Genomic DNA, 21,346 nt, shown 5'->3' with positions numbered 1-21,346 from the left:
TTTACACGAAAAAGGCCGCCCCTTGCGGAGCGGCCCCTTCCTTCCATCGCCCACAATAGGGTCAGAACTTGCCGCGAATGGTAATGCCATAAGTGCGGGGTTCGGCGAGATAGGCGGAGAAAAGCTGGTTCCCCGCCGCGAAATTGGGCGCTGTGGGGCTGGTTGGCGCGCCGAAGGCCTGCACCTGTGCGATAGACCCGCTGCCTTGCAACGGCGAGTTGAACGCCACCTGCGTATATTTGGCGTTGAAGATGTTCTGGCCCCAGAACTCTACCGCCCAGCGCTGCTCCGGTCCGCGAATACCAATGCGCGCGTTCCACACATCATAGCCGTCTTGTGTCTTTTCCGGGAAGATGTCTGAGCCGGTATTATAGTCTCCGGTCATGCGGCCATCGATATAGAACAGGCCGGAGAGGCCGCTGGAGCCGATGTCCGGCGTCCAGGCGAAACTCGCCGTGGTGACGAACTCCGGCGCGTTGCTGTTAAGGTTGCCAGGTAGCAGGAACAGCGCCGTATCGAGCGGGGTTTGTCCATCGCTGCTGCCGACGAGCCGCTTGGCGAACTTCGCCTTGGCATAAGTGAGGCCGCCACTCACGCGCACATTGCGGATGGGCGAGGCGCTCAGTTCAACCTCCACGCCCTGGCTGATGAGGCCGGGCTTCACATCCTTCTTGGCGCAGGTGCGCCCCGCTGTGAGCGCGGTGGAGCAGCCGTTGATGTTCTGCACGACGAAGCCTGTGCCGTTAAACGTATTGAGCTGAAAGTCTTTGAACTCCTGCCGGAAGGCGGCGATGCTGACGTTCCATTGCCGTGCGGCATATTTCATGCCCACCTCGAAAGAGTCCACTTTCTCCGCAGCGAAGCGCAATGATGGCGCATCGGCATTGGAGCGAGGCGAGAAATAGGGGAACGGCGATGACGTTAGCGGAGAAAGCCCGGTGTTGCCCAGCTCAAACCGGTCAAGATTATAGCCGCCCGCCTTATAGCCGCGCGAGTAGCTGGCGTAGAGCAGGGTTTCGCGGGAGGGCTTGAACGAGAGAACGGCCGTGCCGGAAAACTCGCCATCGCTGATCTTGTCGCGCAGCGCGAGGTTGTTGAGCCCAGGTACGCCGGGGATGCCGGCGCTGCTGTTGCCAAGGCAGGCAAAGGTGAGAATGCCGCGTGCTGCCGCAGCTGACGCCGGGTTGGTAAGAGCGGGCGCCAATGCAGTTTGCAAGCTGGGACAGATGACGTTGTTATTGTTGAAGCTGGCTGAAAAATCCTTGCTTTCATGCGTGTAGCGCAAGCCGCCGGTGAAATCGAGCGTGTCCGTAATGTGCACGATGTTGTGGGTGAACAGCGCCCAGTTCTTGCTTTTCTGGAAATAGCGGCTGTGCACATCGCCCGTTCCAGATGGAATGTTCGTCAGCGCGGTAAACGCGCCTGCCAGAGCTCCGGTCCCAGCAATCAGCGGAGCGAGCCCAGCGGAAGATCCGCACGCAGCATAAGGAAAGTTTGAGAGGTTTAGTGGCGTGCTTGTTGCTGTCAGATTACCAGTCAGAATCCGGCACGTAGCAAACCTGCCATAGTCGGCGCCAAAGACTATGTTATCTTCCAGCGTCAGCTTCTCGTTGGCGAGATAGCCGCCGACAAGCCAGTCTAGCTTGCCCTCGAAGGCCTCGCCCTGCAGGCGAAGTTCCTGTGTGAAGGTCTTGAACTGGCGATAGGTGTTGGGATCGCGATAGAGAATGTCCGCCGCGGAATAATCATAATCGCCGTAGTCGTTCGATTTATAGTCGCGATAGGCGGTAATGCTGGTCAGCTTTGCGTCACCGAAATCATAGTTGATTTCGCCTGACAGCCCCCAGTCCTTCAGTTTGCTCACATAGGGACGGTTGGGTGATGTATAAGCTGTGCGCGAATAGGGGTTGGGCGTTGTGGGCACGGAGCCGGGCTTGATACCGTTTAATACCCGCACGATACGATTAAATGGGCTAGCAGTCGCGTCCCCAGCCACCCCCGGCGTCGGATCCGCCACTTCCCGCGTAGAAATATACACCGCCGCGCAGCAGCTTTCGTCGCGGTTGGTATAGTCGCCGATGAGGCGGATGGAGAGCGCGTCATTCGGCTCGATCAGCGCCTGCCCGCGCAGGAAATAGCGGTCGCGGTCGTTCGCATCGCCTGTCTTGTTGCCCGCCGCGTCGACAAGCTTCATGAAGCCATCGCGCTGGCTCCACACGCCATCCATCCGCAGCGCGATCTTCTCGCTCACCGGGCCGGTGACGCTGCCCGACACGCGCCAGAAATCATAGTTGCCGTAGGTGATCTCTCCCTTGGCGCCGAAGGTGAACTCCGGTCCCTTCGAGACGATGTTGATGAGGCCGGCGGAGGCGTTGCGGCCGAAAAGTGTGCCCTGCGGACCGCGCAGCACCTCGATACGCTCGATCTCGCCCAGGTCGGTCAGGCCCGCGCCGGTACGCGAGCGGTAGACGCCATCGATGAACACCGCGACCGAGCTTTCGAGGCCGGGATTGTCGCCCACCGTGCCAACGCCGCGAATACGCGCGGAGCCATTGGCTTCGGAGCCGGTAGAGGAAACCAGCAGCGACGGCGCAAGCTGATTGAGCTGGCGTATGTCGTTCGCGCCGCTGTTTTGCAGGCTGGCGGCGGTGACGGCGGAAACGGCGATCGGCACATTGGACAGCGGGCTGGCGCGCCGGGTTGCGGTGACAATGATGACGCTTTCGTCCGGCACCTCCGGTGCGGCTGCCTCTTCGGCCGGGGCGGGCGGTGCTGCCTCCTGAGCGTGGGCTGAAAGGCTGAAGGCGATGGTTGCTACCGCAGCGCCGCGAGTGAAAATCTCAAGGCTCTTCTTCATGATGCACCCTTTCCTAAACATGACCTCTAACGGATCATCCGGTTTGGTTGTGAGATGAGTATGATCCATTTTATTACCAAAGCAACAAGCATGACTGGAATTTACAGCGAATTTACTCTCTTTCGCTTTGTTGTCGTACATATTGGCAACAGTGACGCACGCCAACTTGTCATCTGGCGCCTGCATGGCCTAACGCAAAAAGCATGACAGCAACGGACGAGCGGGGAAACCCGGTAACAACCCCTATCCGCATCGCGGCGCTCTATCGCTTTGCGCATTTCGACGATCCTCCCGCAATCAGGGCGGTGATAACCGGCTGGTGTGCGGAGCTTGGCATGCGCGGAACGTTGTTGCTGGCGCGCGAGGGCATTAACGGCACTATTTCCGGCACAGAAGCGGCTGTTGAGGCGCTGGTGGCGCGGTTGCGCACCTTGCCAGGATGCGCCGGACTGGAGGTGAAATATGCCTGGGCGCAGGCGCATCCCTTCGGCAAGATGAAGGTGAAGGTAAAGCGCGAGATCGTGACTATGAACGCGGGGGAGCTGGACCCTGCCCACAATGCCGGGCTGTATGTGGAGCCGCAGGACTGGAACGCGCTGATCGCGGACCCGGAGACGATCCTCATCGATACCCGCAACGATTATGAGGTTTCGGTCGGCACCTTCGCGGGTGCAATAGACCCGAAAATCCGCACCTTCAGCGAATTTCCCGGCTGGTTTGCCCGCGAAAAAAAGCGCTGGGCTGAGGAAGGCCGCGCCGCGCCCAAGGTCGCCATGTTCTGCACCGGCGGCATACGCTGCGAGAAATCGACGGCACTGGCACGGGAAATGGGAGTGGAGGAGGTGTATCACCTCAAGGGCGGCATCCTGAAGTATCTGGAAGAAATTCCTGAAAATCAGAGCCTTTGGCAGGGCAACTGTTTTGTGTTCGATGAGCGTGTGTCGGTGAAGCATGGATTGGCAGCATCGGGCGACACAATGTGCGAGGAGTGCGGATGGCCCTTTGGCGCTGAGGACGACCATGACTGCGCAGGGAATGAAGGCAAAAAAAAGCCGCCCCGGAGGGCGGCTGAAAGTTTTTAGGAGAGGATGCCTGAAAGGCACAGCCCTTTTGGGTTCTGACCTGTTTTTCCGCAAGTGCGAAAAGAAGCCTCACGATTGCAAAATCTGCAATCGACCGATTTTTCTTTCTATTTCGTAGAGTTAGCCTGCGAACAATCCCCAGCCGCGAATTAACAATCCGTTAAATTCGCGTTTCGTGAGGGGGCCGGGCAGCAGCGCAAATCTGCCGCCCGGCGCTGTTTCGCGAATCAGTGCCCTGCCTGCGGGCCGCGCTTGATGCCGGAGAGGCCGAGCTGCTCGTCTATCTGCGCCATCAGCCGCTCAAGACCCGCTTCGTCCTTCGCCTCCGCCCGCGCGACCAGCACGTCCTGCGTGTTGGACGCGCGCAAGAGCCACCAGCCGTCCGCCGTGTTCACCCGCGCGCCGTCGGTATCGTTCACCTCAGCGCCCGATGCCTTGAGCCGGGCCAGCACCTCGTCCACCGCCGCGAACTTGCGGCTCTCATCGACCTGAAAGCGCATTTCGGGCGTATTGACCATAGCGGGCATCTCGCCGCGCAGCTGCGTCACGCTCTTGCCCAGCGTGGATGCGGCGCGAATCAGGCGGATCGCGGCATAAAGCGCGTCGTCAAAGCCGTAATATTCATGCTTGAAGAAGACATGACCGCTCATTTCCCCCGCAAGCGGGCTGCCCGTTTCCTTCATTTTGGACTTGATGAGGCTGTGGCCGGTCTTCCACATCAGCGGCTGTCCGCCCAGCTCCGCCACGCGGTCATACAGCGCCTGGCTGGCCTTCACATCCGCGATAATCGTGGCACCGGGCACTTCGCGCAGCACCGGCTCGGCATAGATGGCGAGCAGCTGATCGCCCCAGATCACCCGGCCTTCTCCGTCGATCGCGCCGATTCGATCGCCATCGCCATCGAAAGCTACTCCGAAATGGAGATTCTTCTCCGCGACAAGCGCCTTGAGATCCTGCAAATTCTTCTCTTCGGTAGGATCGGGGTGATGGTTGGGGAAGTTTCCGTCAACATCGGTGTACAGCGTGAAATGCTCGCCGGGCAGCAGCTTGACGAGCTTGTCGACCACCGGCCCGGCGGCGCCGTTGCCCGCGTCCCAGCCGATGCGCAGCGCCTGCCCGTCAAAGCCCTCAAGCAACCGCGCGACATAGCGGTCCATGATGTCGATCTGGTTGGAACCTGCGTTGCCGGAGACCCAGTCTCCCTCCGCCGCCATCTTGCCGAGGCCAAGGATGTCCGCGCCGAAAAACGGGCGGCCCTGAAATACCATCTTGAAGCCGTTGTAATTGGCGGGATTATGGCTGCCGGTTATCTGGATGCCGCCATCCACCTGCTCCGTCGCCTCGGCATAATATAGCATCGGGGTCGGCCCCATGCCGACGCGCACGGCATGGATGCCGCTGTCGTTGAGGCCTTTCACCAGCGCCGCCTCCAGCACGGGAGAGCTGACGCGCCCGTCATAGCCCACAGCCACGCTCTTGCCGCCCGCGCGAGCGATCAGCGTGCCAAAGCCGCGGCCTATGGCATAGGCGTCGTCCTCGCCCAGCGTCTCGCCGATGATGCCGCGGATGTCATATTCGCGAAGGGTGGTGGGGTGGAAGTTGTGGGTCATCGAAATCCTGCTTGTCTTATGGTCGGTTATGGGCGGATGCGACTTGTTGGTATGATTTCAAACGTCTTTTGCCGAGAGATGTTGCAACAATATGGACCGGGCCTCGTTAATTTTCTCTGCCAAAGCCTCGGTGCCCCCGGCATCGGGGTGAATTTTCGCGATCAGGCGGCGGTGGGCGGCGCGAATGTCTTCAGCGGTAGCGTTGGCTTCCACCCCCAGCAGCGCGCGCGCCTCTCGCACGGCTTCCGGCTCCGGCACTGAAGGAGGCGGCGCAAACGCCTTGCGCGGGTTGGCGGCAGACCAGCGCCTCAGCGCATAGAGCGCGGCAACCCCCAGCGGGATCGCGCCCCAGATTGTGCTGCCGCGCGCCGTCATCACCGCGCCGACAATCGCCAGCCCCAGCATCGCGCCATCCTTGCCGGTCATGCGGGAGAGCTTGCCGCTGAAAATCAGCCAGCCCGCCACGCCAATCAGGACCAGCGCGAGAAAGCCCATCAGGCAGCGCTCATCCCGGCTTCGGCGCGTTGCTCGACCAGCGGTAGCGCGAGGCCCGTCACCATCTCGCGCAGTTCCTGCCGCGCAGCGAGGTGGGAAAAGCCGAGATCGCCCAACTGCCCCTTGTCGAGCAGGGTGAGCCCGGAAGGGAACAGCTCGCGGAACACCACCCGCTCTGACAGGCCGGGGATCACGCGGAAGCCGACGCGCTTGGATAGCTCGATCAGCGCCTCACCCACCCGGCGCATGTTGCGCGCTTCCAGATGCTGCAGGCGGTTCCTCAGCACCACCCAGTCGATCGTCACGCCATCCGCCTTGGCGCGGGTCTTGCGCGCCTCGAAGATCAGCTCGGCGTAGAAGGACAGGCGCTTCACCTTGAAGCTCTCGGCATCGACCTGGCCAATCAGGTCGAAATCGACGAAGCTGTCGTTCATCGGGGTGACGAGCGTGTTGGAACGGGCGGCCATATATTTGGCATAGGCATCGTCGCGTCCCGGCGTATCGACGATCAGGAAATCCATGCCCTCGGCCAGCTCTTTATAGGCCGCGTCAAGATCATCCTCGCGTGCGCCGTCAAAAACGCGGAATATGGGCGTCGGCAGGTCTATGCCCCGGCGGCGCGCAGTTTCGGCGCGGTTTTCGAGATAGCGCGTCACGGTGCGCTGGCGCGGGTCAAGGTCCAGCATCGCCACCTTGTGGCCCATGGCTGAAAGCGCGACTCCGGTATGCACGGCGGTGGTGGATTTGCCGGTGCCGCCCTTTTCATTGGCAAAAACGATGATATGCGCTTGCGAACCCGACATGCTGACTTCCGTCTCCCCCCGGTGATGGCTATGCAGTGCGACAGCACTGTGTCAGACCCTTAACGGAGGCATTCCGCCCGTGCAAATAGTCCGTGACGTTCATGTCCTCCGCACTGCGATTTCCGGCTTGAAGGCGGGCGGCAGGCGGGTGGCGCTGGTGCCGACGATGGGTGCGCTGCATGCGGGGCATATGCGCCTTGTCGAGCGCGCGCGTGACCATGCCGATCATGTCGTCGCCTCGATCTTCGTCAACCCGATGCAATTCGGCAAGAACGAGGATCTGGATGCCTACCCAAGGCAGGAGACGCGCGACGCGGCGATGCTGGAGGCGGAAGGCGTTGCGATACTCTGGGCGCCCGCGGTGGAGGCGATGTATCCTACAGGCTTTGCCACAACGATTTCGGTGAGCGGCGTGAGCGAGGGGCTGTGCGGCGCGGCGCGGCCCGGCCACTTCGATGGCGTGGCGACGGTGGTGTGCAAACTGTTCAACCAGGTGCGGCCCGATATCGCGCTGTTCGGCGAGAAGGATTATCAGCAGCTTGCCGTGATCCGGCGGATGGCGAGCGACCTTGATCTGGGGCTGGAGATCATCGGCGTGGAAACGGCGCGGGCGGAGGATGGCCTCGCGCTCTCGTCGCGCAACGCCTATCTGAGTGCGCAGGAGCGGGCGACGGCAGTCACTCTGCCCGATGGGATGCGCGCAGCGGTCAGCGCGCTCGAAGCCGGCGCGGAGGCAGAGGGCGTGTTGGGGCAGCTACGCGCCCGGCTCAGCGCGGTCGGCTTTGGCCCGATCGATTATGTCGAACTGGTCGATGCGGGCAGCCTCCAGCCCGTCCGCACCCTCGCCGCGCCTGCCCGGCTGCTCGTCGCGGCGCGGCTGGGCAAAACCCGGCTCATCGATAATTTTCACGTAAACGCAACGATTTGAAGCTATTAGCATAAGCTCGTCGCAAATCCCGGCGTCGTTAACCTTATCTTAGCCATGATTCGCAAATCTCCCCCCATTCGGAGTGAGGAGACGCTTGTGGCAAATAGCATAAAATCCGCACAGTTCCTGATCGAAAGCCGCCTTGCGGACGCGGCGCGTGGTGACGCGCAAGCCTGTTATGAACTCGGCATCGCCTATAGCTGTGGCACCGGCGGGGTCGAGATTGATCTGATTGAGGCGCATAAATGGCTGAACCTTGCCGCGCTCGCGGGCAGCGAGGAGGGGCAAGCGCTCCGCGCCGAAGTGGCCGAGGAAATGACCGCCCGCGAAATTGCCGAGGCTCAGCGCCTCGCCCGCGCATGGCTGGGCGCGACCTCCGCCAGCCGCTACGCCGCCTGATTATTCCTCTTTCCTGAAAGGCGTCCGGCTGGACAGCCATTCGCGGTCATGGCTGACCGCCGCGCGCTCTTGGCGCAGAAATTGCGCCACTGCCCGCCGGAAATCCGGGTGCGGAATATAGTGCGCAGACCATGTCGCCACCGGCGCATAGCCGCGCACCAGCTTGTGGCCACCCTGCGCGCCCGCCTCTACCCGTTTTAAGCCCCGCGCCAGCGCGAAGTCTATCGCCTGATAATAGCACAGCTCGAAATGGAGGAAGGGCACGTCCTCCACACAGCCCCAATAGCGGCCATAGAGCGTATCTGCCCCTATGAAATTGAGCGCGCCCGCAATCGGCTTGCCATCCCGCAAGGCGAGGATCAGCAGGATGCGCTCGCTCATACGCGCGCTTATGAGGTCGAAAAAACGCCTTGTGAGATAGGGCGTCCCCCATTTGCGCGATCCGGTATCCTGATAAAAGACCCAGAACGCGTCCCAATGCTCCGGTTTTATGGAATCGCCGGTGAGGTGAACGATGTCCAGCCCTTCCTGTGCCCGCACCCGCTCCTTGCGCAGCGTCTTGCGCTTGGCGCTGGAAAGGCGGGCCAGAAAGTCGTCGAAATCGGCATAGCCGTCATTCTCGAAATGGAACTGGCTGTCTTCGCGGATCAGCCAGCCCGCCGTCTCGAACAGTGGCACCTCCTGCGGCGCGATGAAGGTGGCGTGGGCGGAGCTGAGACCCTGTTGCGCCACCAGTTGCTCTGCGGCGGCGATGAGCGCGGGGGCGATGGCAGGCGGGGCGTCGTCGCGCAGCAACAGCCTGCGCCCGGTCGCCGGGGTAAAGGGCACTGCAATCTGGAGCTTGGGATAATAGTGCCCGCCAGCGCGCTGCCATGCGTCCGCCCATGCGTGGTCAAACACATATTCGCCCTGGCTGTGGCCCTTGAAATAGGCGGGGAGGGCGCCGAGCGGCGCTCCCGCGGCATCCTCGATCACGATGGGCGAGGCCTGCCAGCCGGTGCCGGGGCCGACGCTGCCCGACTCTTCCAGCGCGCAGAGAAAGCTGTGGGAGAGGAAGGGGTCTTCGGCCCCCGCGCAGGCATCCCAAAGCGCGGCATCGAGCGCCGAAACCCCCTCCAGCGTGCGCGCGATGAGGCTGCCCTCCGGGGCTGGCTCGCCTTCAGCCATGGCGCGGTTGGGCCTCGCCTTCAAAGATCGCGCCGTCGGCGTGTTGACGCACCGTTTTCCAGTTTTCGGGCCTGCGTACCGTCCAGCTCAGCACAGGGACACCCCTCAGCCGGGCGCGCGTGGCGAACGGGCTTGGCAGATCGCGAATATCATAGGCGAGGAAGTCTGGCTTGGCGTGGCGCATAGCCAGCGCGCGCTTCAGATGGCCCCACCAGCCTTTGCCGCCCTCCTCGGTGACGACCAGCCCGCGCACGACCTGAGGCGCGTGGGCGGCGAACCAGCGCCCCACGCGCGGATCGAACGACATGATGGCGACCGGCCCGGTATATCCGCGCAGATCCGCCTCGACCGCCGCGCACAAGGGGGAGACTGGCTCGACCCCGTCGATCTTGATCTCGATCAGCAGCGGCTGACGCCCTCCCACCATTTCCAACAGCGCGCGCAGTGTTGGAATAGGCCCGCCATTTCCATGGAGCGGTATTGCGTCGAGCTTTTGCGCTGAACACCGCCCAAAAGCCCCGGTTTCGGAGGTCAGCCGATCCAGCGTTTCATCGTGGAAAACATAGACGATTCCATCCGCAGACAGGCGGACGTCACACTCCATCCCTAGCCCCGCGTCGAGCGCGGCGGCAAAGGCGGGCAGGCTGTTTTCGATGAGGCCTTCGCCCCCGCCATGCAACCCGCGATGGGCATAATCGCATCGGGTCAGGAACTCTGCCCGTCCGCTCACGCCGCCGCCCTGCCCTGCGCCAGCCGCTCCCTGATCCAGCCTTCCGCCGCCGCCCAGCTGTCTATCCGCGCATGCGCTGCCGGGGCCGGGGGGATGTGCGGCGCCATCAAAGGCTCGCCCACCATATGCAGCCGCCATGCCTCAGGGGCGTGCTCCGCCACGGACTCGTGGTGCTGGGCGAGGTCGTCAACGAACAGCACGGCGCTGGGCGCATATTCATCGATCAGGCGGCGGGCAGGCGCGCCCTTGCCGCCCTGGTTCCAGAATACCGGATGCTCGACGCCGAGCTTGCGCAACTGCTCGATCCGTCCTTCATGCTCTGCCTCGCCGATATTGGTGAGCACCACGACGTCAGCGATGGCGGAAAGGCGCGCGAGCGTCTCCAGCGCGCCATCGATGGGGTATTGCCGGTGCATCTCCGTGCCGAAGAAGGCGCGCAGCATCGTCCACACTTCCCCCACCTCCAGCACCGTGCCGCAGGCCTTGCGGCGCAGCGCATCGACGAAGCTGTGGTTTGAGAGATCGAAGTGCACGTCGTGCACCTCGTCCAGCCAGTCGCGGAAGGGCACGACCATGTGCAGCAGCACCTCGTCGCAATCGGTGATGATGAGGGGGCGGCTCATGCCTTCAGTTCCCGTCCCAGGTTCGCCAGACGCTCCGGAGCTACGTCCAGCTCGCGCGCGCATGCCACAAGATCGGGCTCATGCGCGCGCAGGAAGCCTATGACAGCGCGCAGCGTCGCGGCTTCGCCAGCGTGGCGTCGCAGGTCTTCCGCCTCAAGCCCCGTGAGCGCCAGCAGTCGCTGCGCACGCCGGTCGTCGCACAAAACCCACCCAAGGGCGCGCAATGCCAGCGTCTCGGCCTCCTCTGCATTGCCATTTTCCGTAAGCGGGCGCATGAAAACCTCTCTGCTGTGGGCGTGGATGACGGCATCCGCCGCCGAACTTCGGGTGACAGGTGACGAAACGCATTCTTGTTGTCGAGGACAACGAACTCAACCTCAAGCTTTTTTGCGATCTGTTGAAGGCGCATGGCCATGAAACGCGCGCGGTTTCCGACGGGCGTGTCGTACTCGATGAAGCGCGCGCGTTCCGCCCTGATCTCGTCATCATGGATATTCATCTGCCGCATATCAGCGGGCTGGACCTGATAGTAGCCTTGAAAGATGACGCCGAGCTGGCCGGGGTTCCAGTGATGGCGGTGACGGCCTATGCGGGCAAGGGCGATGAAGACCGCATCCGCGCGGCCGGAGCGGAGGCCTATGTCTCGAAGCCGATATCGGTGATGAAATTTGTCGACAGCGTCGATGGCTTGCTGGATCGGGTCACGCAATAAAAAACCCGGCGCGGAGGCCGGGTTCCATTGGTTCAGTAAAGCGGGGATCAATGTTACTTGATCTTGGCTTCCTTGAACTCGACATGCTTACGCACGACCGGATCATATTTGTTGAAGCTCAGCTTCTCGGTCTTGGTGCGCGGATTCTTCTTGGTGACATAGAAAAAACCGGTGTCGGCGCTGCTGACAAGCCGGATCTTGACGGTGGCTGGCTTCGCCATGACCTGATTCCCTCTAAAAAAGTCGTTCGAAAAAATAAGGCGGCATAAGCCCGCCGCCTCTTTCAGGCCGGGCTCATGCGGCAGAATCGCCGCGATGTCAACCGGCAGCGGCGCGGCGGCACCAAATTCGCCATAAAAATTGCGCCGCAACGTCGCGGTAACTCTCAGGCTTTACGGGCCGTTAATGCTTTGGTCGCATCTTGTCTGCGGGGCAGGGAGACAATGATGATCCAGCATGATGCGATGAACATGGTCCGGTCCGGCCTGATGGCGCGAATCGACGCAATAGCCGCCCAAGGGGGCACAATCAGCCTTCCGCGCATCTGCGAACAGATCGACATCATCCGCCACGATGCCCGCGCTTACGGGCTTGAACCGCTGGAGCGCCTCGCTTCCACGCTGGAGAGTGCTCTGGCGCGCCATGGTCTTGGCCCAGTCGTGCTATCCTATCTCGATCTCATGCGCGACGCGGTGGAGAGCGAAGATACCAGCCCGGAGGCGAGCCAGGTGTTCCTCGCAGCATTGTCCTTACGCATCGGGCATTAACCGATCCTTCCTTCATCGCTATAGATGCGCCCTATGGACGCGTTGCTCTTATCCTTGATCCTGTGTGCATTGGTGGAAGGCGTGGGCAATACGGCGCGGCGCTACGCCGGGCTGGTGGCGCGTTCTGGGTATGATGGCACTGGCGCGGTGACGGTTGGGATGGTTGCTGCGTGTGCGGCAAATGCACTTATTGCGGCGCTGGTGGGTCTGTGGATCGCCCCAATGCTGACGCCGGAAGCGCGCGCGCTGTTCCTCGCCGCTGGGCTGATGATGGCGGGAGGCGGGTTGTTGTTTGTGTCCCGACGCTTTGATTCTATGGAAGGTGGAGCGACGGTGCGTGCGCCCTTGCTCATTGTGCTCGTGACGCTGTTCGTCACCGGTATCAGCGGCAGCGCTCCTTTGCTCATCGCTACCATCGCCGTATATTTTGCCGATCCTTGGATGGCGGGCATTGGAGGGGCGCTGGGTAGCGCGGCGGGCTGCTATGCTGGAAGGGTGGCTAAAGAGGCCGTCTGGATTCGGGCAGGTCGTTTTGGGATGGGGGCGCTCCTGATGCTCGGCGCCTTTAGTATGGCGATGGGCGCGCTCCGGCTCATCTGATCGATTTAAGCGATTACATTGGAATAAATCATTCATTTTACCGATGAAACGACTCGTCGTATGATTGCGTTATTCCACCGTCACCTTCCGTCATGCACAAGAGGAGAGTCCTATGGCCCCGAAGAAACGGAAACCCGTACCCGAAAAGCTGAGAACGCCTGCGAACCTCAATCGCAACGATACAGTATCCGTAGCTGAAGCGTTGAACCGTGTTCTGGCGGATAGCTATGCCCTCTACCTCAAGACCAAGAATTTCCACTGGCATGTGTCTGGCCCACATTTCAGGGATTATCACCTGCTGTTCGACGAGCAGGCGGCACAAATTTTGCTGGTGACAGACCTTATCGCCGAGCGGGTGCGCAAGACTGGCAATGTTACGCTGCGCTCTATCAGCGATATTTCACGCCATCAGACGATCCGTGATAATGATGCCGACTTCGTCAGCGCGAAAGACATGCTGGAAGAGTTGCGGGCAGACAATCTCGCTCTGGTCGAGGGCTTTCGCGCAGTCAAGAAGGCGGCGGGGGATGCGGGCGACAATGCCACTGAGGGGGTTGTCGATGACTGGACGGATCAGGCCGAGCAGCGCGCCTGGTTTTTGTTTGAGGCTGGCAGGGGCGCCTGAGGCTATAACATGGCCTGCACATTCAAAGGGCCGAGACTCGTATGAGTCCCGGCCCTTTGAATTTCGCCTGCCTATAGTGGGTCAGGTTGACTATTATTCCGAGCGCGCCTGCAGGTTGACGGCGGCATATTTGCCGCGCTGATCGACCTCGATATCGAAATCGAGCCGGTCGCCCTCGTTGAGGCTGGAAAGACCGGCACGTTCCACCGCACTGATGTGTACAAACGCATCGGGCTGGCCATCGTCACGCTGGATAAAGCCGAAGCCTTTCATCGCGTTGAAGAACTTGACCGTGCCGCTGGAGTGTTCGCCAGTGAGCTGACGGCGCGGGCCACGCTCGGCCCCACCGCGATCACCGCCGCCAAAACCACCCGGACGCGGCTCACGCGGTTCGCGCGGGCGGTCCGTGACAGGCAGCGGTTCTCCCTCAATCTTGAGATCGGTCGCGGAGATCTTTCCGCCACGATCTACAAGGGTGAAGCCCAGCGGCTGTCCTTCGGCAAGGCCGGTCAACCCGGCCTGCTCCACAGCGCTGATGTGAACAAACACGTCTTCGGCGCCGTCATCGCGCACGATGAAGCCAAAGCCCTTCTGACCGTTGAAGAATTTTACGACGCCCGTGCCTTCGCCAACAACCTGCGCGGGCATGCCGCCCCGTGCGCCACCGCCAGCGCCACCGCCGCGGAAGCCACCGCCACCGCCTGCGCGATCGCCAAAGCTGCCGCCGCCAAATCCGCCGCGATCACCAAAACCGCCACGGTCACCAAATCCGCCGCCGAAGCGCCCGGCGCCAGGATCGGGGAAACCGCCAAAATCGTCGCCGCCGAAACCGTCCCGCTTATCTTTGCCGCGTCCGCGGCGTCCCCTGTCGAAACTCATCCCTGATAGTCACTTTCGCTTCGCCCAAATAAAAGCCGGATGAACATGTCGGACGAAGAACATGCAGAATCCGCCGCACAATACGGTCAGAGAATCACTATAAACATGATTCCTTCCAAGAGCGAACTATTTTCTGCATGAATGCGGCAAGTTATGCAGTACTGATCACGGCCTTGTCTGACCTGTGCCGCGAACGATCCATTTATAGGTCGTCAGTCCTTCGAGCGCGACCGGGCCGCGCGCATGCAGGCGACCTGTAGAAATGCCGATTTCCGCACCGAGGCCGAACTCACCGCCATCCGCAAACTGGGTGGAGGCGTTCCACATCACGATGGCGCTATCGACCGCGTTGAGGAAGCGTTCCGCTGTGGCGGGGTCTTCGGCAATGATCGCATCGGTATGGTGGCTCGAATGTGCGGCGATGTGGGAGAGTGCGTCGTCCAGCCCGCTCACCACCGCAGCAGAGACAATGGCGTCGAGATATTCTGTATCCCAGTCTTCCTCGCTGGCTGGGGTAACGCGGCCATCCATCGCCTGCACGACGGCGTCGCCGCGTACGGCGCACTTCGCGTCGAGCAGGGCGGCGACGATATCCTTGCCCGCGCCGAAGCCGGAGTCGAACAGCACCGTCTCGGTCGCGCCGCAAATGCCCGTGCGCCGCATCTTGGCGTTGAGCACGAGCGCGCGCGCCATCTCCGGGTCCGCCGAGGCGTGAACATAGGTTGTGTTCATGCCATCGAGATGCGCGAGCACAGGCACTCGCGCTTCCTCCTGCACCCGCGCGACGAGCGACTTGCCGCCGCGCGGCACGATAAGGTCTATAAGGCCGGACGCGCGCAGCATAGCGCCCACCGCTGCCCGATCCGTCGTGGGGACGAGCTGGATCGCGTTGACAGGCAGACCCGCTGCACTGATCCCTTCGGCCATGGCCGCATGGATCGCACGGTTGCTCTCGATAGCCTCGCTGCCGCCGCGCAATATGGCTGCATTGCCCGCGCGCAGGCAAAGAGCGGCCGCATCCGCCGTCACATTGGGCCGGCTTTCATAGATGATTCCGATCACGCCAAGCGGCACGCGCACACGCTGGAGGATCATGCCGTTCGGGCGCTGCGTCTCGTCGATGATCTCACCCAAGGGATTGGGCAGATGCGCCACCTGTTCCACACCCGCCGCCGTCGCCTCGATCCGGCCCGTATCGAGCCGCAGCCGGTCCAGCAGGGCAGGGGAGAGGCCATTGGCAGCGGCATTTTCCATGTCCTTCGCGTTAGCGCGTACAATATCGCCCGCATGGTCGCGCAGCGCCTGCGCCGCCAGCTCCAGCCCGCGCGCCTTGTCCGCATCGCTCGCCAGCGCGAGGATAGCCCCTGCCTCCTTGGCGCGCGCAGCCATCGCACCGATCAGCATTTCCGGGGTCTGTGTCAGGTCGTTCATGATATACTCGTTATCCGTTAATCGCCTTCGCTCTATCATGTCTCGCCCTTGACCGAAAGAGCGCGCCGGACTGACATTGTTCCGTTGAGTCTTTCCCTCCGGGCGGATAAGGGGAGGGGATGACAGTCTATTTTCACGAAGAAGATCTGCCCGCCGGTGTGCTGGCGGATGGCCCGGTCGCCATCGATACCGAGACGATGGGCCTCATCACCCCACGAGACCGGCTCTGCGTAGTGCAGATCAGCGATGGCAGGGGAGACGAGCATCTGGTTCGTTTTGCGCCGGACAGCGACTATGAGGCGCCCAACCTCAAAGCGGTGATCGCCGATCCCGCGCGGCTCAAGATTTTTCATTTTGCCCGGTTCGATATTGCCGCCATCAGCCATTATCTCGGCATTGACTGCGCGCCGGTCTATTGCACCAAGATCGCCTCGCGCCTCGTGCGTACGTATACCGATCGTCACGGCCTTAAGGAACTGGTGCGAGAGCTTTTGGGCCAGGAGATCAGCAAGCAGCAGCAAAGCTCTGACTGGGGCGGCCCAGTACTCTCCGACGCACAGAGGGAATATGCCGCATCGGATGTGCGCTATCTTCATGCCATGAAGGACGAACTGGACCGCCGTTTGGCTCGCGAAGGGCGGATGGAACTGGCGCAGGCATGCTTCGATTTTCTGCCGGCGCGCGCGCAGCTCGATCTGGCCGGCTGGCCTGAGATCGACATCTTCGCGCACATCTGAATCGGTCATGTCCCGTCTGGCAGACAATCAGCGCAGCATTCGCCAGTTATGGGCGTTGCCGGGCGGAGCGCATGACCGGACGGTGCGATTGCTCAAATCAGCTCTGCCGGCAGGCGTAGGTGTGCTGGCCGCATTTCTCTTTACCGCGCCCTTCACGATGCAGGGTGAGGTCAGCTTCTTGCTCGATAAGCGCGAAGTCGATCTGGCCGGAGAACGCATGAAGGTAAACGAGGCGCTCTACAGGGGGCAGGACGGCAAGGGCCGCCCCTTTTCCATCCGGGCCGGGTCGGCTGTTCAGAAAACCTCGCGCGAGCCAGTGGTGGAGATGAAGGATCTCACCGCCCGTATCCTGATGAAGGACGGGCCAGCGCTGCTTACAGCCGGGACGGGGCGCTATTATCTGGAGACCGAGCAGGTTGGCATTACCGGCCCTGTTCAGCTGGATGCCGCCGGAGGATACCGGCTCACAACACGCGATGTGGATATAAGCCTCAAACAGCGCAGGATGAACAGCCACGGCGCGGTTAACGGCCGTATGCCGCTGGGTACGTTCAGCGCCAGCCATTTCGAGGCCGATCTTGAAGCACGGACAGTTATGCTGAATGGCAATGCCCGCTTGCGTATCGAGCAGATTCGCCGCAAAGGGCGATGACTATGACTAGGCCGCTGTTGATCGCATCCCTCTCATTCCTGCTTGGCAGCGCCGCTCTGATCGGCGCGGGCCTGACCGGCGGAGAGCCTGCGCAGGCGCAGCTTATGCGCGGCCATGACAGCAGCGCGCCGGTCGATTTCTCGGCTGACCGGATCGAGGTGCAGGACCGCGCGGATCGGGCTGTTGTCTCTGGCAATGTTCATGTGACGCAAGGCGATCTGGTGCTGGATGCCGCGCGTATGACAATTGCCTACAAGAATGTCGGCGGTGTCGAAATCCAGCGCATGGATGCGGCAGGAAATGTGCGCGTTACGCGGGGGCAGGACCGCGCGACAGGTGATGTGGCGATCTACGATCTCAACACCCGTATCATCACCATGCTCGGCGATGTTCATCTCTATCAAGGCACCAATCATCTTGCGGGCGGCAGATTGGTTATGGATCTTAACACAGGCCTCTCCAAGGTTGATGGTCGTGCGGCATCTGGTGCTGGGGCAACAGGCAGCGGCCGGGTGAGTGGCAGGTTTACCGTGCCCAAGCGTGACGAAACGGCCCCGAAATAATCGCGTATCCGTGCGCTTCGGCCTTAAATGATGCCTATTAGGGTTGACTGCCAGGTTCTGGCATGCACAAAGCTTGCCAGTTTTCGAGAACTCCGCAAATTTTCATTTCTCCTTAACCTTGTTTATGCGAACAGAGATGCGTCATGGATGATGTTGCAGTGATCGACAGGCTGAGCCAGACGGGCGCGCTGGCGGATGAAGCGCTGAAGGCGCGCGGCGGGCTTGAGGTCGTTTCGCTTGCCAAAAGCTATGACAGGCGCCCGGTACTCGCCGATGTGTCCCTCACCGTGGCGAAGGGCGAGGTCGTCGGACTGCTCGGCCCCAACGGTGCTGGCAAGACCACCTGTTTCTATTCGATCATGGGCCTTGTGCGGCCGGACAGCGGGCGCATCGCGCTCGATGGGCATGATATTACCGGCCTGCCGATGTATCGTCGCGCAATTCTGGGCCTCGGCTACCTGCCGCAGGAAACGTCCATCTTTCGCGGCATGACGGTGGAGCAGAATATCCTCGCCGTGCTGGAGCTGGCCGAGCCGGACGAGGCCGAGCGGGCACGCAGGTTGGAGGAACTGCTTGCAGAGTTCGGCCTTCTGCGCCTGCGCGATGCTGCCGCGATGGCGCTATCGGGCGGTGAACGCCGCCGGTGCGAGATCGCGCGCGCGCTGGCGGCCAATCCCTCTATCGTGCTGCTCGACGAGCCATTTGCGGGCATTGATCCACTGTCCATCGCTGACATCCGCGATCTGGTGAAGCAATTGCGCACGCGCGGCATCGGCGTACTGATTACTGACCATAATGTGCGTGAAACGCTGGAAATCGTCGATCGCGCCTGCATCATATACGATGGCAAGGTGCTGTTTGCCGGTAGCCCGGAAGAACTCGTCGCCAACGCCGATGTCCGCCGCCTGTATCTGGGCGAGAGCTTCTCGATGTAGCATGGCGGGGCGCGCAATATAATGGCTCTCGCCCCCCGCCTCGATCTGCGGCAAAGCCAGTCGCTGGTGATGACGCCGCAATTGCAGCAGGCGATCCGGCTGCTTGCGCTCTCCAACATCGAAATAGAGGCGTATATTGCCAGCGAGCTGGAGAAGAATCCGCTGCTGGAGCTTGCGCGCGGTGCCGCCGGAACCGATACGGATAGCGCGCCTGAGCCATTTGCAGATGATGACGCGCCGCGACCGCCGACCGAAGCCGCGAGTGACGCTATGCTGCGCGATGGCTCCGTCGGCTCCGAAAGCCCGCTGGATGTCGATGGCGCCGGCGATGTACGCGGCGATGGCGAAGACGCGATGGCAGGGGCACCTTCGCGTGGCGAGGGCCTAGGCATGGACACCATGGGCGCCTCGTCCGGGGGCTTTAGCGAGGATGGCCCGGATTTCGAGAATTTCGCCAGCACCGGCATCGGGCTGCATGAGCATCTGATGGATCAGGCGCGGCTGCGCTTTTCCGGCGCTGAGTTGCTCATCGCCAGCCAGCTCATCGGCCAGATCGACGAGACCGGGTATCTGGAGACGGAACTGCTGCCGCTCGCTTATGCGCTCAAGGTGCCGCTGGTGCAGGTGGAGGCCGTGCTGGCCGAGATCCAGACCTTTGACCCTGTTGGCGTGGGCGCGCGGTCGCTTGCCGAATGTCTTGCGCTGCAGGCGAAGGAGGCAGACCGGCATGACCCAGCGATGGCGGCGCTGCTCGCCAATCTCGATCTGCTGGCAAAGGGTGCGTTGCCCCAGTTGCGGCGCATTTGCGGCGTGGACGAGGAGGATCTGGCAGATATGATCCGTGAGCTGCGCGGCTATGATCCCAAGCCCGGCCTGCGCTTTTCCGCCAATGAGACCCAGGCTGTCGTGCCCGATATATTCATCACCCCGCAGGGCAAGGGCTGGGCGATTGAGATCAACAGCGCGACCCTGCCGCGCGTACTGATCAACCGCTCTTATTATACCGAACTTTCCGGTGGCGTGCAGGACAAGACATCGAAAGCATGGCTGTCGGATTGCCTCGCCAGCGCCAACTGGCTGGTGAAGGCGCTCGATCAGCGGCAGAAAACCATCGTCAAGGTGGCGACCGAAATCGTGCGCTGCCAGGAGGAGTTCTTCCGCCACGGCGTCGCGCACCTGAAGCCGCTGACGCTGCGCACCGTCGCAGAGGCGATTGGTATGCACGAATCGACCATCAGCCGCGTAACCAGCAACAAATATCTCTCCTGCCCGCGTGGCCTGTATGAACTCAAATATTTCTTCACCAGCGGTATCGCGTCGTCCGAAGGGGGCGAGGCGGTATCTGCCGAAGCGGTGAAAAGCAGGATCAAGGCGCTCATTGGCGCGGAAGACCCCGCCAAGATCCTGTCCGATGATACCTTGGTGGAAATGCTGCGCGCAGAGGGGTTTGACCTCGCCCGTCGCACGGTCGCGAAATATCGCGAAAGCATAGGCATCGGCTCCTCGGTGCAGCGTAGGCGGCAAAAGGCTCTGGCGGGATAGCGGTTGCGTGGCGCAGGGGAAAAGCGCGGCATAACCCGAACCTGCCGCTTGCCAGCGCCCACATCAGTCGTTAGACGCGCCCATTCCAGTGCGATTGGATAATCGCCTGATTCACGCTTCACGCCTTTTGGCGCGCAGCTATCAGGCAAAATGCGGAGCGGTGGCCGAGTGGTCGAAGGCGCTCGCCTGGAAAGTGAGTATACGTCAAAAGCGTATCGAGGGTTCGAATCCCTCCCGCTCCGCCATTACCGTTTCGATACTTCAATTCTGCACCTGAGGTGATTCTTACAGCGGTGATGCTGTATATTCGATATCCTTAGTCGCTACGAAACGTCGAAGATCTGCTGTTTGAGCGCGGGATCGAGATTTGTCACGAAACGGTGAGGTATTGGTGGAATCGATTTGGTCCGATGGTTGCGGCAGAGATACGTCGAAAACGCGTTTCTCACCTGCGTGGTTTCCGTCACTGGCGGTGGCATCTTGACGAGATGTACGTCAAGCTGAACGGAGAGATGGTTTATCTCTGGCGGGCCGTTGATCATGAGGGTGAGATCCTGGAGTCCTTCGTCACGAAGAAACGGTACAAATTGGCGGCCTTGACCTTTATGAAGAAGGCATTGAAACGCCATGGCAGAGCCAAGAAGATCGTCACCGACGGGCTGAAATCATACCCGGCTGCGATGCGTGAAGTTGGCAATGTCGAACGTCAGGAAGTGGGGCGATGGGCCAATAACAGGGCCGAAAATTCGCTTCAGTTCATCATCCTTCTACAATCTCTTCAATTCCCAACAACACCTCGTCGGCCGTAAAGTTTGTAAGTATATGCGTTCGGAAGCCCCCGTTGAGTGGCAGAATCTTGCGGCCTGATGAGGAGAGCCCCTGGCCACATTTCACCATGTGGAGACAAGTTAGCGTTAGACTGACGGCGTCTATATTAGCGCAGTTTCCGCTTTGAACAGATTCTGCCGTGACCTGGGGCGCTACACGCTTGGACACGGAGTGCGGCTTGCTTGATTTTATAGGGGCGAGCACATTTCAACGCCGCTTGACCGCGCCTCAGTAAAACAGGATGCAGGCAATCGTGTTGATTTTCATTGAGAGTTGACCCGGTGTTTTCACTGAGAAGTGACCCGTCTTGTGATTATGTTTCGATTAATTCCTGTGGGTCAAGATAGTGCTTTCTCCTTTTTGGGTTTTGCCTGCTGGGCA

General features: G+C 61.3%; 23 protein-coding genes, 1 tRNA gene and 1 pseudogene. 14 read left to right on the top strand and 11 right to left on the bottom strand.

Features of this window, described 5'->3' with window-relative positions:
- Nucleotides 1–61: 61 nt before the first annotated feature.
- Nucleotides 62–2,857, bottom strand: coding sequence for a TonB-dependent receptor (locus tag EQG66_RS13640; RefSeq protein WP_129405104.1), 2,796 nt, complete (start codon nt 2,855–2,857; stop codon nt 62–64).
- Between the two features lie 203 nt (nt 2,858–3,060).
- Here EQG66_RS13640 and trhO point away from each other — a divergent pair, with 203 nt between their 5' ends.
- Nucleotides 3,061–3,939 carry an oxygen-dependent tRNA uridine(34) hydroxylase TrhO gene (gene trhO / locus EQG66_RS13635; RefSeq protein ID WP_129405103.1) on the top strand — a complete coding sequence of 293 codons (879 nt, stop codon included), beginning with the start codon at nt 3,061–3,063 and terminating at the stop codon, nt 3,937–3,939.
- Between the two features lie 227 nt (nt 3,940–4,166).
- Here the strand turns inward: trhO and pgmG are convergent, their stop codons facing one another.
- Genes pgmG through EQG66_RS13620 form a run of 3 tightly spaced genes read right to left on the bottom strand, consistent with a single transcriptional unit; the run spans nt 4,167 to nt 6,847 of the window.
- Nucleotides 4,167–5,549, bottom strand: coding sequence for a phosphoglucomutase/phosphomannomutase PgmG (gene pgmG, locus EQG66_RS13630; protein ID WP_129405102.1), 1,383 nt, complete (start codon nt 5,547–5,549; stop codon nt 4,167–4,169).
- Nucleotides 5,550–5,606: 57 nt separating this feature from the next.
- A complete protein-coding gene (locus EQG66_RS13625; RefSeq protein ID WP_129405101.1) occupies nt 5,607–6,044 on the bottom strand; it encodes a J domain-containing protein in 438 nt (145 codons plus the stop codon).
- Nucleotides 6,044–6,847: a division plane positioning ATPase MipZ gene (locus tag EQG66_RS13620; RefSeq protein WP_129405100.1), complete on the bottom strand. Its 804-nt coding sequence runs from the start codon at nt 6,845–6,847 to the stop codon at nt 6,044–6,046. Before EQG66_RS13620 ends, EQG66_RS13625 begins: the two co-directional genes overlap by 1 nt.
- Before the next feature lie 79 nt (nt 6,848–6,926).
- On the opposite strand from EQG66_RS13620, the gene panC reads away from it, so the two are divergent.
- Both panC and EQG66_RS13610 read left to right on the top strand, forming a co-directional pair.
- Entirely contained in the window at nt 6,927–7,775 is an 849-nt protein-coding gene (gene panC / locus EQG66_RS13615; RefSeq protein ID WP_129405099.1) for a pantoate--beta-alanine ligase, read from the top strand.
- 96 nt (nt 7,776–7,871) lie between these two features.
- On the top strand, nt 7,872–8,174 hold the full coding sequence (locus EQG66_RS13610) for an SEL1-like repeat protein (protein WP_129405098.1): 303 nt from the start codon (nt 7,872–7,874) through the stop codon (nt 8,172–8,174).
- Here the strand turns inward: EQG66_RS13610 and EQG66_RS13605 are convergent, their stop codons facing one another.
- From EQG66_RS13605 to EQG66_RS13595, 4 genes are read right to left on the bottom strand one after another with little or no spacing between them, the layout of a single operon-like run.
- The gene (locus EQG66_RS13605) at nt 8,175–9,341 is read right to left on the bottom strand and encodes a GNAT family N-acetyltransferase (protein ID WP_129405126.1); all 1,167 of its coding nucleotides are present in this window, start codon (nt 9,339–9,341) and stop codon (nt 8,175–8,177) included. It lies immediately after the preceding gene.
- Entirely contained in the window at nt 9,334–10,071 is a 738-nt protein-coding gene (locus EQG66_RS13600; protein WP_245988099.1) for a glycerophosphodiester phosphodiesterase family protein, read from the bottom strand. Before EQG66_RS13600 ends, EQG66_RS13605 begins: the two co-directional genes overlap by 8 nt.
- The gene (locus tag EQG66_RS15665; RefSeq protein WP_245988098.1) at nt 10,068–10,694 is read right to left on the bottom strand and encodes an HAD family hydrolase; all 627 of its coding nucleotides are present in this window, start codon (nt 10,692–10,694) and stop codon (nt 10,068–10,070) included. Before EQG66_RS15665 ends, EQG66_RS13600 begins: the two co-directional genes overlap by 4 nt.
- Nucleotides 10,691–10,969, bottom strand: coding sequence for a DUF3572 family protein (locus tag EQG66_RS13595; protein WP_129405096.1), 279 nt, complete (start codon nt 10,967–10,969; stop codon nt 10,691–10,693). Before EQG66_RS13595 ends, EQG66_RS15665 begins: the two co-directional genes overlap by 4 nt.
- A gap of 59 nt (nt 10,970–11,028) precedes the next feature.
- Here EQG66_RS13595 and EQG66_RS13590 point away from each other — a divergent pair, with 59 nt between their 5' ends.
- Nucleotides 11,029–11,406 carry a response regulator gene (locus EQG66_RS13590; RefSeq protein WP_164975691.1) on the top strand — a complete coding sequence of 126 codons (378 nt, stop codon included), beginning with the start codon at nt 11,029–11,031 and terminating at the stop codon, nt 11,404–11,406.
- A 53-nt stretch (nt 11,407–11,459) separates the two neighbouring features.
- Here EQG66_RS13590 and rpmG read toward each other — a convergent pair whose 3' ends face one another.
- Complete coding sequence (gene rpmG, locus EQG66_RS13585) at nt 11,460–11,627, bottom strand: 50S ribosomal protein L33 (RefSeq protein ID WP_129405095.1); 168 nt, start codon at nt 11,625–11,627, stop codon at nt 11,460–11,462.
- A 222-nt stretch (nt 11,628–11,849) separates the two neighbouring features.
- Between rpmG and EQG66_RS13580 the strand changes: the two genes are divergently transcribed.
- From EQG66_RS13580 to EQG66_RS13570, 3 genes are all read left to right on the top strand, one after another.
- Entirely contained in the window at nt 11,850–12,173 is a 324-nt protein-coding gene (locus EQG66_RS13580) for a hypothetical protein (RefSeq protein ID WP_129405094.1), read from the top strand.
- Between the two features lie 33 nt (nt 12,174–12,206).
- Nucleotides 12,207–12,773, top strand: a complete 567-nt coding sequence (locus EQG66_RS13575; RefSeq protein ID WP_129405093.1) for a hypothetical protein — start codon at nt 12,207–12,209, stop codon at nt 12,771–12,773.
- Nucleotides 12,774–12,885: 112 nt separating this feature from the next.
- Complete coding sequence (locus EQG66_RS13570; RefSeq protein WP_129405092.1) at nt 12,886–13,398, top strand: Dps family protein; 513 nt, start codon at nt 12,886–12,888, stop codon at nt 13,396–13,398.
- A gap of 93 nt (nt 13,399–13,491) precedes the next feature.
- Here the strand turns inward: EQG66_RS13570 and EQG66_RS15730 are convergent, their stop codons facing one another.
- Complete coding sequence (locus EQG66_RS15730) at nt 13,492–14,277, bottom strand: cold-shock protein (protein WP_129405091.1); 786 nt, start codon at nt 14,275–14,277, stop codon at nt 13,492–13,494.
- Nucleotides 14,278–14,442: 165 nt separating this feature from the next.
- Nucleotides 14,443–15,708 carry a glutamate-5-semialdehyde dehydrogenase gene (locus EQG66_RS13560; protein WP_129405090.1) on the bottom strand — a complete coding sequence of 422 codons (1,266 nt, stop codon included), beginning with the start codon at nt 15,706–15,708 and terminating at the stop codon, nt 14,443–14,445.
- Between the two features lie 119 nt (nt 15,709–15,827).
- Between EQG66_RS13560 and EQG66_RS13555 the strand changes: the two genes are divergently transcribed.
- The 7 genes and pseudogenes from EQG66_RS13555 (at nt 15,828) to EQG66_RS13525 (ending at nt 21,004) form a co-directional block, all read left to right on the top strand.
- Nucleotides 15,828–16,445: a ribonuclease D gene (locus EQG66_RS13555; RefSeq protein ID WP_129405089.1), complete on the top strand. Its 618-nt coding sequence runs from the start codon at nt 15,828–15,830 to the stop codon at nt 16,443–16,445.
- Between the two features lie 7 nt (nt 16,446–16,452).
- A complete protein-coding gene (gene lptC, locus EQG66_RS13550; protein WP_129405088.1) occupies nt 16,453–17,097 on the top strand; it encodes an LPS export ABC transporter periplasmic protein LptC in 645 nt (214 codons plus the stop codon).
- Between the two features lie 2 nt (nt 17,098–17,099).
- Nucleotides 17,100–17,660, top strand: a complete 561-nt coding sequence (locus EQG66_RS13545; protein ID WP_129405087.1) for an LptA/OstA family protein — start codon at nt 17,100–17,102, stop codon at nt 17,658–17,660.
- 143 nt (nt 17,661–17,803) lie between these two features.
- Nucleotides 17,804–18,595 (top strand): LPS export ABC transporter ATP-binding protein, encoded by a 792-nt coding sequence (lptB, locus tag EQG66_RS13540; RefSeq protein WP_129405086.1) that lies wholly within the window; start codon nt 17,804–17,806, stop codon nt 18,593–18,595.
- 21 nt (nt 18,596–18,616) lie between these two features.
- On the top strand, nt 18,617–20,137 hold the full coding sequence (gene rpoN / locus EQG66_RS13535) for an RNA polymerase factor sigma-54 (RefSeq protein ID WP_129405085.1): 1,521 nt from the start codon (nt 18,617–18,619) through the stop codon (nt 20,135–20,137).
- A 154-nt stretch (nt 20,138–20,291) separates the two neighbouring features.
- Nucleotides 20,292–20,382, top strand: a tRNA-Ser gene (locus EQG66_RS13530).
- Nucleotides 20,365–21,004 (top strand): annotated as a pseudogene (locus tag EQG66_RS13525) (IS6 family transposase). The gene EQG66_RS13530 and the pseudogene EQG66_RS13525 overlap by 18 nt, the downstream one beginning before the upstream one ends.
- The last annotated feature ends 342 nt before the right edge of the window (nt 21,005–21,346 follow it).

The sequence above is a fragment of the Sphingobium fluviale genome, from assembly GCF_004122115.1.
GTDB classification, from domain to species: domain Bacteria; phylum Pseudomonadota; class Alphaproteobacteria; order Sphingomonadales; family Sphingomonadaceae; genus Sphingobium; species Sphingobium fluviale.
This window is presented reverse-complemented; position numbering and strand designations above follow the sequence as displayed.

Coding starts and splice junctions, on each gene's coding strand:
- EQG66_RS13640 (WP_129405104.1), bottom strand. CDS start 2,857: ATGAAGAAGAGCCTTGAGATTTTCACTCGCGGCGCTGCGGTAGCAACC.
- trhO (WP_129405103.1), top strand. CDS start 3,061: ATGACAGCAACGGACGAGCGGGGAAACCCGGTAACAACCCCTATCCGC.
- pgmG (WP_129405102.1), bottom strand. CDS start 5,549: ATGACCCACAACTTCCACCCCACCACCCTTCGCGAATATGACATCCGC.
- EQG66_RS13625 (WP_129405101.1), bottom strand. CDS start 6,044: ATGGGCTTTCTCGCGCTGGTCCTGATTGGCGTGGCGGGCTGGCTGATT.
- EQG66_RS13620 (WP_129405100.1), bottom strand. CDS start 6,847: ATGTCGGGTTCGCAAGCGCATATCATCGTTTTTGCCAATGAAAAGGGC.
- EQG66_RS13605 (WP_129405126.1), bottom strand. CDS start 9,341: ATGGCTGAAGGCGAGCCAGCCCCGGAGGGCAGCCTCATCGCGCGCACG.
- EQG66_RS15665 (WP_245988098.1), bottom strand. CDS start 10,694: ATGAGCCGCCCCCTCATCATCACCGATTGCGACGAGGTGCTGCTGCAC.
- EQG66_RS13595 (WP_129405096.1), bottom strand. CDS start 10,969: ATGCGCCCGCTTACGGAAAATGGCAATGCAGAGGAGGCCGAGACGCTG.
- rpmG (WP_129405095.1), bottom strand. CDS start 11,627: ATGGCGAAGCCAGCCACCGTCAAGATCCGGCTTGTCAGCAGCGCCGAC.
- EQG66_RS13580 (WP_129405094.1), top strand. CDS start 11,850: ATGATGATCCAGCATGATGCGATGAACATGGTCCGGTCCGGCCTGATG.
- EQG66_RS13575 (WP_129405093.1), top strand. CDS start 12,207: ATGGACGCGTTGCTCTTATCCTTGATCCTGTGTGCATTGGTGGAAGGC.
- EQG66_RS13570 (WP_129405092.1), top strand. CDS start 12,886: ATGGCCCCGAAGAAACGGAAACCCGTACCCGAAAAGCTGAGAACGCCT.
- EQG66_RS15730 (WP_129405091.1), bottom strand. CDS start 14,277: ATGAGTTTCGACAGGGGACGCCGCGGACGCGGCAAAGATAAGCGGGAC.
- EQG66_RS13560 (WP_129405090.1), bottom strand. CDS start 15,708: ATGAACGACCTGACACAGACCCCGGAAATGCTGATCGGTGCGATGGCT.
- EQG66_RS13555 (WP_129405089.1), top strand. CDS start 15,828: ATGACAGTCTATTTTCACGAAGAAGATCTGCCCGCCGGTGTGCTGGCG.
- lptC (WP_129405088.1), top strand. CDS start 16,453: ATGTCCCGTCTGGCAGACAATCAGCGCAGCATTCGCCAGTTATGGGCG.
- EQG66_RS13545 (WP_129405087.1), top strand. CDS start 17,100: ATGACTAGGCCGCTGTTGATCGCATCCCTCTCATTCCTGCTTGGCAGC.
- lptB (WP_129405086.1), top strand. CDS start 17,804: ATGGATGATGTTGCAGTGATCGACAGGCTGAGCCAGACGGGCGCGCTG.
- rpoN (WP_129405085.1), top strand. CDS start 18,617: ATGGCTCTCGCCCCCCGCCTCGATCTGCGGCAAAGCCAGTCGCTGGTG.